8 protein-coding genes are annotated in these 8709 nt (G+C 71.2%); 5 read left to right on the top strand and 3 right to left on the bottom strand.

The window, feature by feature from the left end:
* Positions 1 to 1776 (top strand): ATP-dependent DNA helicase RecQ (locus G6028_RS10580; protein WP_182658823.1); only part of this gene is annotated, 1776 nt, incomplete at its 5' end.
* Between the two features lie 170 nt (positions 1777 to 1946).
* Complete coding sequence (locus G6028_RS10575) at positions 1947 to 3212, top strand: calcium/sodium antiporter (RefSeq protein ID WP_182658822.1); 1266 nt, start codon at positions 1947 to 1949, stop codon at positions 3210 to 3212.
* 73 nt (positions 3213 to 3285) lie between these two features.
* Here G6028_RS10575 and G6028_RS10570 read toward each other — a convergent pair whose 3' ends face one another.
* Both G6028_RS10570 and G6028_RS10565 read right to left on the bottom strand, forming a co-directional pair.
* Positions 3286 to 5106, bottom strand: a complete 1821-nt coding sequence (locus G6028_RS10570) for an FAD-binding dehydrogenase (protein ID WP_182610475.1) — start codon at positions 5104 to 5106, stop codon at positions 3286 to 3288.
* Positions 5107 to 5123: 17 nt separating this feature from the next.
* Entirely contained in the window at positions 5124 to 5855 is a 732-nt protein-coding gene (locus G6028_RS10565; protein ID WP_304815314.1) for an AAA family ATPase, read from the bottom strand.
* Positions 5856 to 5878: 23 nt separating this feature from the next.
* On the opposite strand from G6028_RS10565, the gene G6028_RS10560 reads away from it, so the two are divergent.
* The 3 genes from G6028_RS10560 to G6028_RS10550 all read left to right on the top strand — a co-directional run bounded on the left by G6028_RS10560 (position 5879) and on the right by G6028_RS10550 (position 8298).
* On the top strand, positions 5879 to 6667 hold the full coding sequence (locus G6028_RS10560) for an MBL fold metallo-hydrolase (RefSeq protein ID WP_179524938.1): 789 nt from the start codon (positions 5879 to 5881) through the stop codon (positions 6665 to 6667).
* Positions 6664 to 7542 (top strand): Sir2 family NAD-dependent protein deacetylase, encoded by an 879-nt coding sequence (locus tag G6028_RS10555; protein WP_179524937.1) that lies wholly within the window; start codon positions 6664 to 6666, stop codon positions 7540 to 7542. The genes G6028_RS10560 and G6028_RS10555 overlap by 4 nt, the downstream gene beginning before the upstream one ends.
* Positions 7543 to 7677: 135 nt before the next feature.
* Positions 7678 to 8298 carry a carbonic anhydrase gene (locus tag G6028_RS10550; RefSeq protein ID WP_179524936.1) on the top strand — a complete coding sequence of 207 codons (621 nt, stop codon included), beginning with the start codon at positions 7678 to 7680 and terminating at the stop codon, positions 8296 to 8298.
* Positions 8299 to 8380: 82 nt separating this feature from the next.
* On the opposite strand, the gene G6028_RS10545 is transcribed toward G6028_RS10550, so the two are convergent.
* Positions 8381 to 8709, bottom strand: a 329-nt coding sequence (locus tag G6028_RS10545; RefSeq protein WP_338404197.1) for a PUA domain-containing protein, incomplete at its 5' end; no start/stop codon positions are given.

The following is an 8709-nucleotide window of genomic DNA, read 5'->3' as shown; positions in this document are numbered from 1 at the left end:
TTCCGGGATACCGTCCTGCCCGCGCTCGCGGCGGACGCCGGACTGGTGGTCGTCGACGAAGCCCACTGCGTGTCCGACTGGGGGCACGATTTCCGGCCGGACTACCGCCGCATCCGCACGCTTCTGGCCGATCTACCCGAGGGGGTGCCGGTCCTGGCGACCACCGCCACGGCCAACGACCGCGTGGTCCGCGATGTGGCGCAGCAGCTCGGTGTGGGCGTCTCGGTCGGCGGCGGCGAGGGAGCCGTGGACGCAAGCCCCGCGGCCTCGGGCATCGTCGACTCCCCCGCCTCCGACCCACTCGCCTCAGACACCCTCGTCCTGCGAGGCGGCCTGGACCGGGAGTCCCTGCGTCTGTCGGTGGTGGACATCGACGACTCCGAGAAGCGCGCCGCCTGGCTCGTGGAGAACCTCGGCTCCCTGCCGGGCAGCGGCATTATCTACAGCCTCACCGTCGCGGCGGCCGAGGACATGGCCGAGCTGCTCACCTCCGCCGGACACCGCGTCAGCTCCTACACCGGCCGCACCGATGCCGGTGAACGCGAGGAACTGGAGCGGGCGTTGCTCGACAACGAGGTCAAGGCGCTGGTCGCCACCTCCGCGCTGGGCATGGGGTTCGACAAGCCGGACCTGGGCTTCGTCGTGCACCTGGGTGCCCCGCCCTCCCCAATCTCCTACTACCAGCAGATCGGCCGCGCCGGGCGCGCCGCCGACCGCGCCGAGGTGGTCCTGCTGCCCGGGCCCGAGGACCGCGCCATCTGGAACCACTTCGCCTCGCTGGCCTTCCCGCCCGAGGACGTGGTGCGGCGAGTCCTCGACGCCCTCGACCCCGACCGCCCGCAGTCCACACAGGCGCTCGAACCGGCCGTCGACCTCGGCCGCAACCGGCTCGAGATGGTCCTCAAGGTCCTCGACGTCGACGGCGCCGTCCAACGGGTCCGGGGCGGCTGGGTGGCCACCGGACGGTCATGGCACTACGACGCCGAGCGCTACGCCGGTCTGGCGGAGGCCCGGCAGTCCGAACAGCAGGCGATGCTGGAGTACCAGCGCACGGGGTCCTGCCGCATGGAATTCCTCCGCGCCCAGCTCGACGATCCCACCCTCGACCCGGCCTCCGGTGGCTGCGGTCGCTGCGACAACTGCACGGGTCAGCGCCGCACGACGGAGGTCGACTCCGGCGCTCTGACCCGGGCCCGCGAGGCCCTCGAGCGGCCCGGCGTGGTCCTGCCTCCCCGCCGTCAGTGGCCCACCGGCCTCGCCAAGCTCGACGTCCCCTTGAAGGGCAAGATCGCCGACGGGCCCGCCGAGGGCCGGGCTCTGGCTCGACTGACCGATCTCGGCCTGGGCCAGAAGCTGCGCGCCCTGCTCGCCGAGCCCGACCAGGACGCCCCGGAATGGCTCGCCCGCGCGTGTATTCCCGTCCTCCGCGAGTGGGGCTGGGCCGACCGGCCGACCGGTGTCGTCGCCCTGGTCACCGGGGAGCATCCGCAGCTCGTCGTCAGCCTCGCCCACGCCCTGGCGCAGATGGGCCGGATGACGCCGCTCGGGGAGATCACCCGTGACCCGGCACTGCCGCCGGTGACCGCCCAGAACTCCGCGTACCGCGTGGCGCAGCTCTGGGGCACCCTCGCGGGGCCGTCGGCCACGCCCGAGGGCCCCGTCCTCCTGGTCACCGACCTGTTCGGAACGGGGTGGACGACCACTGAGGCGGCCCGGCATCTCCGCTCCTCCGGGGTCCCCGCCGTCCTGCCCCTGGCCGTGGCCGCAGCCGGCTAGGTGTGATGTCCGGCTGGGTGTGATGTCCGGCTGGGTGTGATGTCCAGGGAGGTCGCCGCCTGCGCATCGACAGACCGGAGTCCGGCACGGGATAATCCACCCATGGGTAACGCAACGAGACCGTCACCGTCGGCCGGGCCGGGGTTCACCACGATCCGGTCGGACCCGTCATGAGCGCCCTCACGGTGCTCGCCCTCGCGGTGGGATTCGTCCTGCTCATCGGCGGCGGCGAAGTGCTGGTGCGAGGCGCCGGCGGTCTGGCCGCGACCCTCGGAATCTCCCCGCTGGTGGTGGGACTCACCGTCGTCGCCTTCGCGACCTCCGCGCCGGAGTTCGCGGTGAGCGTCGACGCCGCGCTGAGCGGGTACCCGGGGTTGGCCGTCGGCAACGTGGTGGGCAGCAACATCGCGAACATCCTGCTCATCCTGGGCCTCACAGCGATCGTCGCCCCGCTGGTGGCGACGTCCCGGATCGTGCGCGTCGACATCCCCATCATGGTGCTGTTCTCGGTGGTCGCGCTGCTGGTGGCACTCGACGGCACGATCAGCTTCCTCGACGGTCTGCTCTTGTTCGCCGGCCTCGTGGCGTATGTGGTGGCGACGATCGTCATCTCGCGCAAGCAGGATGGAGGCCGGGCCGCCGCGGCATCGGAGGACCCGGTCGGTGACGGCGCCGGTGGTGGCGCCGCACGTGATGCCGCCGCGGGCGATGACGCCGCACGTGATGCCGCCGCGGGTGATGACCCCGCAGGTGGCGCCAGCGCCGGTGAGACTCGGTCGTCCGGCGTCGCGTCGTCACACCCGGTTCTGGTCAGCAGCGTCTTCGTGGTCGTCGGAGTGGCCCTGCTGGTGGTCGGCGCGCGACTACTCGTCGCGGCGGCGAGTGATCTCGCATCGGCATGGGGAATGAGTGACCTGGTCATCGGTCTCACGGTGGTGGCGGTCGGGACGTCGCTGCCGGAGTTCGCCACGAGCGTGGTGGCGGCGATCCGCGGCGAACGGGACCTGGCCATCGGCAACATCGTCGGTAGCAACATGTTCAACATCGGTGCCGTTCTCGGGATGACCTCGCTCATCACGCCCATCGACGTCGCCCCCGGGGCCGTCCGCTTCGACCTGCCGATCATGCTCGCCGTCTCGCTGGCCCTGCTCCCGATCGCCTTCACCGGTATGGCGATCAAGCGGTGGGAGGGACTGCTCTTCACGGGCTTCTACGCCGCGTACGTCGTCTATGTGGTGCTGCAGGCGGCCGACCACGACGCGTTGGATCCGTTCAGCGCCGCCATGCTCTGGTTCGTCATCCCCATCACCGCGTTGTGGCTGATCGGGCTGGCCACCTACGAACTCGGTCTGTTGCGGGGACGCAGACAGGCGCGGGCGCGACCGGTCCCCGCCCACGACGGCGCAACGGATACGGGGACCGGTGGCCCAGGGTGACCCCCCGTAGCGCGGCCGGGGACGACGGTCCTCGACGCGAGGTCCGTGCGCCCGCCGTGGTCGCCCGTCCCTATCAGACCTCCCGCACCATCGCTCGGCCCGCCTTCATCCCGGAGAAGATGCAGCCACCGAGGAACGTGCCCTCCAGCGAGTTGTACCCGTGGACCCCCCCGCCGCCGAACCCGGCGACCTCGCCCGCCGCGTACAGGCCCGGGAAGGGCTGACCATCGGGGGTCAGGCACTGCGAGTCGAGCGTCGTCTCGACTCCACCGAGAGTCTTCCGGGTCATGAGGTGCACCTTGACCGCGATGAGCGGCCCGCCGGATCCGGCGGCGGAGCCCTTGCCCGGGCCGGAGTCGGCGAGCAGCCGGTGTGGTTTGGCCATGCGGGTGAGCTTGTCGGTCAGGACGCGCCGGGCGTTGTGGATGGCCTGCACCTGCGCATCCTTGGCGAACGGATTGTCCATCTGCCCGTCCATGGCCAGTACGAACTCGCGGACGCGTTCGAGGTCCAGCGCCGGCTCGCCCTCACGCAGCAGCGTGTTCATGCCGGCGACCATCTCTTCCAGCGTGTCCGCGACCACCCAGTCGACGCCCTTCTCGGCGAAGTCGGCGATCGACGGCGGCAGTCCCTTCCCCGCCTTGGACGCGAACTTCTTCACGCTCTTGTCGGTGAGCTCCGGGTTCTGTTCGGAACCGGAGAGGATGAACTCCTTGCCGGCGATGGCGGAGTCGAGGATGAACCAGGAGTAGTCCTGACCGGTGCGGCGGATGGCCTCGATGGATGCCGTGGTGTGGAATCCGGGGAACAGCGGCACCGGCATCCGGTCACCATTCGCGTCCAGCCAGAGCGTGGACGGCCCCGGGATGATCCGGATGGCGTGTGCGGGCCAGACGGGCGCGAAATTGGCCACGCCCTCGGTGTAGTGCCACATCCGGTCCCGGTTGATGAGGTTCGCCCCGGCCGCCCCGGAGATTTCCAACATCCGCCCGTCGACGTGCTCGGGCACGCCCACGATCAGGTGCTCGGGCGCCGCACCCAGTGTGTCGGTGGGCCAGTACTGCCGGACCAGGTCGGGATTGCCGCCGATGCCTCCGGAGGCGATCAACACGGCGCTCGCCCGGAACTCGAACGTGCCCGTCTCCTCGCGGGGCGAGGCGACACCACGGTCGAGGTCGCACGGTACGAGGGTCGCCCCCCGCACCCCTGCTGCGCGGCCGTCGTCGATCACGATCTCGTCCACCCGGTGGCGAACGGCGAAGCGCACCAGGCCGGCGCGGGCGGCGTCGCGGACGGGTTCCTCGAAGACCCGCACCACCTCGGGCCCGGTCCCCCAGGTCACGTGGAATCGCGGAACGGAGTTGCCGTGGCCGTCCACGTCGCCACCGCCCCGCTCGGCCCAGCCCACGGTGGGGATGATTCGCAGGCCCAGGTCGTGCAGATACCGCCGCTTCTCCCCCGCCGCGAACTCGACGTACGCGCGCGCCCACTCGCGCGGCCAGTGGTCCTCGGGTCGGTCGAACCCGGCGGAACCCAACCAGTCACGCCACGCGAGTTCCAGCGAGTCCTTGATGCCGATCCGGCGTTGTTCGGGGGTGTCCACCAGGAACAATCCGCCGAGAGACCAGAACGCCTGCCCGCCCAGGTTCTTCTCGTTCTCCTGGTCCACGACCAGTACCTTCTTGCCGGCGCGGGTGGCCTCGTGGGTGGCGACGAGCCCTGCGAGCCCGTGCCCCACCACGATCAGATCGGGTACGAACCCGGGCTCCGGGGCGGGCAGCGGCCCGGCGTTGGCGGCCCGGGACACCGACGGCGGTTGGTAGGCCGGATATGTGGGGTGAACGGGCCGGGCATCACCGGCGGTGCGGGCAGAACGGGACGCGGAATTGGTCATGGGTTCAGTGTGCCCGGTCACTCCAAGAGGTGGCGCAGGTACCGCTCCGGAGCATCGAGATAGCGCCGATGTTGGTCCACCATCGTCAGGTCCTGCCACCGGCTGCGCTGCATCCCCTCGTCGGACAGCTCGTAGACCGCTGCACCCGGTACCGAGGCCAGGATCGGTGAGTGGGTGGCCATGAGCACCTGCGCGCCGCGACGATCGGCCAGCTCGAGCAGCAGCGCGACCAGCCTGAGCTGGGCATCGAAAGACAGCCCCGCCTCGGGCTCGTCCAACACGAACAACCCGCCGCCCGAGAACCGTGAGGTGGAGACGAGGTCCCAGAACGCCTCCCCGTGGCTGCGCGAGTGGAAATCCTGCTCGGGCCCGGACGACTGCAGGTAGCTGAACATGCCGTGCATCGTCTCGGCGCGCACGAAGTAGCCCCACTTCGACGCGGCGCCGCCGCGGACCAGCCGCAGGGCGTCGTGCAGCGGCGACTCCGACTCCCACGTGACGTCCCGGCCGTTGACCGAGCCTCCCTCGGCACCCAGCCCGTACGCCATGGCCACAGCTTCGACGAGCGTGGACTTGCCCGCACCGTTCTCCCCCACCAGGATCGTCAGGTCCTCGAGTTCGAGCCCTCCGCGCATCAGGTCGGCCACCGCGGGGATCGAGTACGGCCACACATCCTGATCCGCGACCGCGTCCGGATCGACCGTCACCCGCACGAGCGGCCGCGGGTCCAGCACACCGTGTCGGTTCACGCGGCCACGGTACCGTGGCCGTCATGCGGATCCACCAGATCAACTGCGGGACGCTCCTCGGTCTGGTCCCGTGCCGGGTGCTGCTGGTCGAGGCCCCGGACCACCTCGTGCTGGTCGACACCGGTCTCGGCCTCCGCGACGTCGCCGATCCGTCCGGCCGTCTGGGTCCGATGCGACACGCGCTGCGCGCACGCCTGGACCCGGCGGAAACCGCTCACCGGCGCATCGAGGCGATGGGTCTCGACCCTCGCGACGTGCGACACATCGTGATCACCCACCTGGACGCCGACCACATCGGCGGACTCGCCGACTTCCCCGGGGCGCAGGTGCACGTGTCCGCCGAGGCGCTCACGTGGGCGGTGCGCACCCCCCGCTGGGTCGAACGCCGCAGGTACCGCCGCGCGCAGTGGGCGCACGGCCCCGACTTCGCCGAATACGTTTACGGGACCGATAGGTGGGAGGGGTTCCGGGTGCGCCCCCTCGACCACGTGGCCGAGGGGATGGTGTTGGTGGACCTGCCCGGTCACACCGTCGGGCACGCCGGTGTCCTGGTCCCGGGCGGCGGGGGCGGAGAGTCCGACGACGACAACGACATCCTGCACGCCGGCGACGCCTTCTACTCGCGTGGCCAGATCGGCCCGGCGGCCGCGAACGCCAGGCTCATCGGGATCCCGGAGCGCCTCATGGCGTTGCAACCGGCGGCGGTCGAGCTGACCCACGCCCGCCTCGCGGCGTTGGCCGCGCGCCGACGGGACGACCTGTCCGTGGTGTGCGCGCATGATCCCTCCGGGCCGGGGGGCATCGGCACATGAGGATCCGGGAGACCGCCTGGACGCCCGCAGAGCGCACCGACCCGGACCCGGATCTTCCCGAGCGGGCGCAGGCGCTGGCCGAGCTGATGCGGGGACGCCGGGCGACTGTCCTGACCGGTGCGGGGATCTCCACCCCCTCCGGCATCCCCGACTACCGGGGCCCCGACTCCCCCGCCCGCACCCCGATGACGTTCCAGCAGTTCGTGGGCGATCCCGCGTTCCGCCGCCACTATTGGGCCCGCAACCACCTGGGGTGGCGCCACATGGAGTCGGCTCGGCCCAACGCCGCGCATCTGCTGCTGGCCGACTGGGAGCACCGCGGCCTCGTCGCCGGGATCATCACCCAGAACGTGGACCTGCTGCATCTCAAGGCCGGTAGCCGCACCATCGTGGACCTGCACGGCAGCTATGCGGTGGTGGTCTGCCTGGGATGCGGGACGCGGCAGAGCAGATGGGCGTTGCACGAGGACCTGGAACTCCTCAACCCCGGGTTCGCCGAGCGGGTGACCACGCGCGGGGCCATCGAGGTCGCACCGGACGCCGACGCCGTCCTGGACGACACCGCCGGGTTCCGGATGGTGGACTGCCGCCGCTGCTCCGGGGTGCTCAAGCCCGACATCGTCTACTTCGGCGAGAACGTCCCCGCGCATCGCGTGCACGCGGCCAACGCCCTGGTGGACGAGTCAGACCTCGTCGTCGTCGTCGGCTCCTCCCTGACGGTGAGGTCGGGCTACCGGTTCGTGAGGCGCGCCGCCACCACCGACACCCCGGTGGCCGTGGTCAACCGTGGCCACACCCGGGCGCACGCCGACGCTCTGCTCGCGGTGGACGGTGACTGCGTCGAAGTGCTCACCCGCGTGGAGCGCGCGCTGTGACCGGGCGGCGCGCTGCCATTACGTGATCGGCGTGCGTGATCGGGCTGGTCATCGGCATGCGTGATCCGGCCGGGTGACGGCATGCCCGAACGGGCTGCGTGATCCACGGGAACGGCGCAGGCGCAAAATGAGGGCATGAGCACAGATCTGACACCCGATGCCGTACTGGACCGACTCCTCTCGGGCAACCGCCGCTACGTTGACGGCGCCGGGCTCCACAGGCACCAGGACCCCGCCCGCCGCGCCGAGCTCGCCGGCGAGCAGCACCCCTTCGGCATGGTCTTCGGCTGCGCCGACTCGCGGGTGCCCGCCGAGGTGGTCTTCGACCAGGGACTGGGCGACCTGTTCGTCATCCGCAACGCCGGCCACATCGTGGACCCGTCCGTCCTGGGCTCGATCGAGTTCGGCGTGGACGTGCTCGGCATCCCTCTCACGTTGGTGCTCGGGCACACCTCGTGCGGCGCCGTCGGCGCGACGATCACCGCGATCGATACGCACTCCACCCCGTCCGGCTACCTGCGCGACGTGGTGGAGCGGATCTCCCCGGCCGTGTTCGAGGCCCGTCGCGACCCCTCCGCGGGGTACGACGACGTGGTGATCGAGAACGTGCGTCAGACCGTCACCGCGATCCGGGAGAAGTCCACGGCCGTCAACCGTGCGATCACGGAGGGCCGGACCGCGATCGTGGGCGCCCTCTACAACCTCGCCGAGGGCACGGTCACCCCGGTCCACGCCGAGGGCCGGGTCACTCTCTAGGACCGCGTCCCGGCCGCTGCGCGGGGGCGCGCCGGGAACGTCAGGGACCCGACTCGTCGACGACGTCGGGGGCCCGAGTCGTCTACAGGGCCACCAGGTCATCGGCGTGCACGAGCGGCCGCCCCTGACCGGTGGTACCCACGCCCGAGGCGCGGTCGGCCAACCTCGAGCGCACCTCGATCGAGTCGTACTGGGCGATCCCCCTGGCGACGGTGTCTCCGGCGGTGTCGCGCATCTCGATCACGTCGCCGAAGTGGAACAGCCCGTCGACGCCGGTCACCCCCGCCAGGAGCAGCGACCGCCGGGAGCCGGTGACGGCACGCACCGCGCCGTCGTCCAGGATCACCGCACCCCGCGCGTCGGCGGCGTGGCGGACCCAGAACCGCCGCGCGGTCATCCGCTCGGGCCGGG

The sequence above is a fragment of the Dietzia cercidiphylli genome, from assembly GCF_014145145.1.
In the GTDB taxonomy this organism is placed as follows: Bacteria; Actinomycetota; Actinomycetes; order Mycobacteriales; family Mycobacteriaceae; genus Dietzia; species Dietzia natronolimnaea.
Note: the sequence above shows the minus strand (reverse complement) of the source record. Positions and strands in the feature narration are given on the sequence as shown.

Bases quoted from the DNA above. Each gene is read 5' to 3' on its own strand.
- G6028_RS10575 (WP_182658822.1), top strand. From the start codon at position 1,947: ATGAGCGCCCTCACGGTGCTCGCCCTCGCGGTGGGATTCGTCCTGCTC.
- G6028_RS10570 (WP_182610475.1), bottom strand. From the start codon at position 5,106: ATGACCAATTCCGCGTCCCGTTCTGCCCGCACCGCCGGTGATGCCCGG.
- G6028_RS10560 (WP_179524938.1), top strand. From the start codon at position 5,879: ATGCGGATCCACCAGATCAACTGCGGGACGCTCCTCGGTCTGGTCCCG.
- G6028_RS10555 (WP_179524937.1), top strand. From the start codon at position 6,664: ATGAGGATCCGGGAGACCGCCTGGACGCCCGCAGAGCGCACCGACCCG.
- G6028_RS10550 (WP_179524936.1), top strand. From the start codon at position 7,678: ATGAGCACAGATCTGACACCCGATGCCGTACTGGACCGACTCCTCTCG.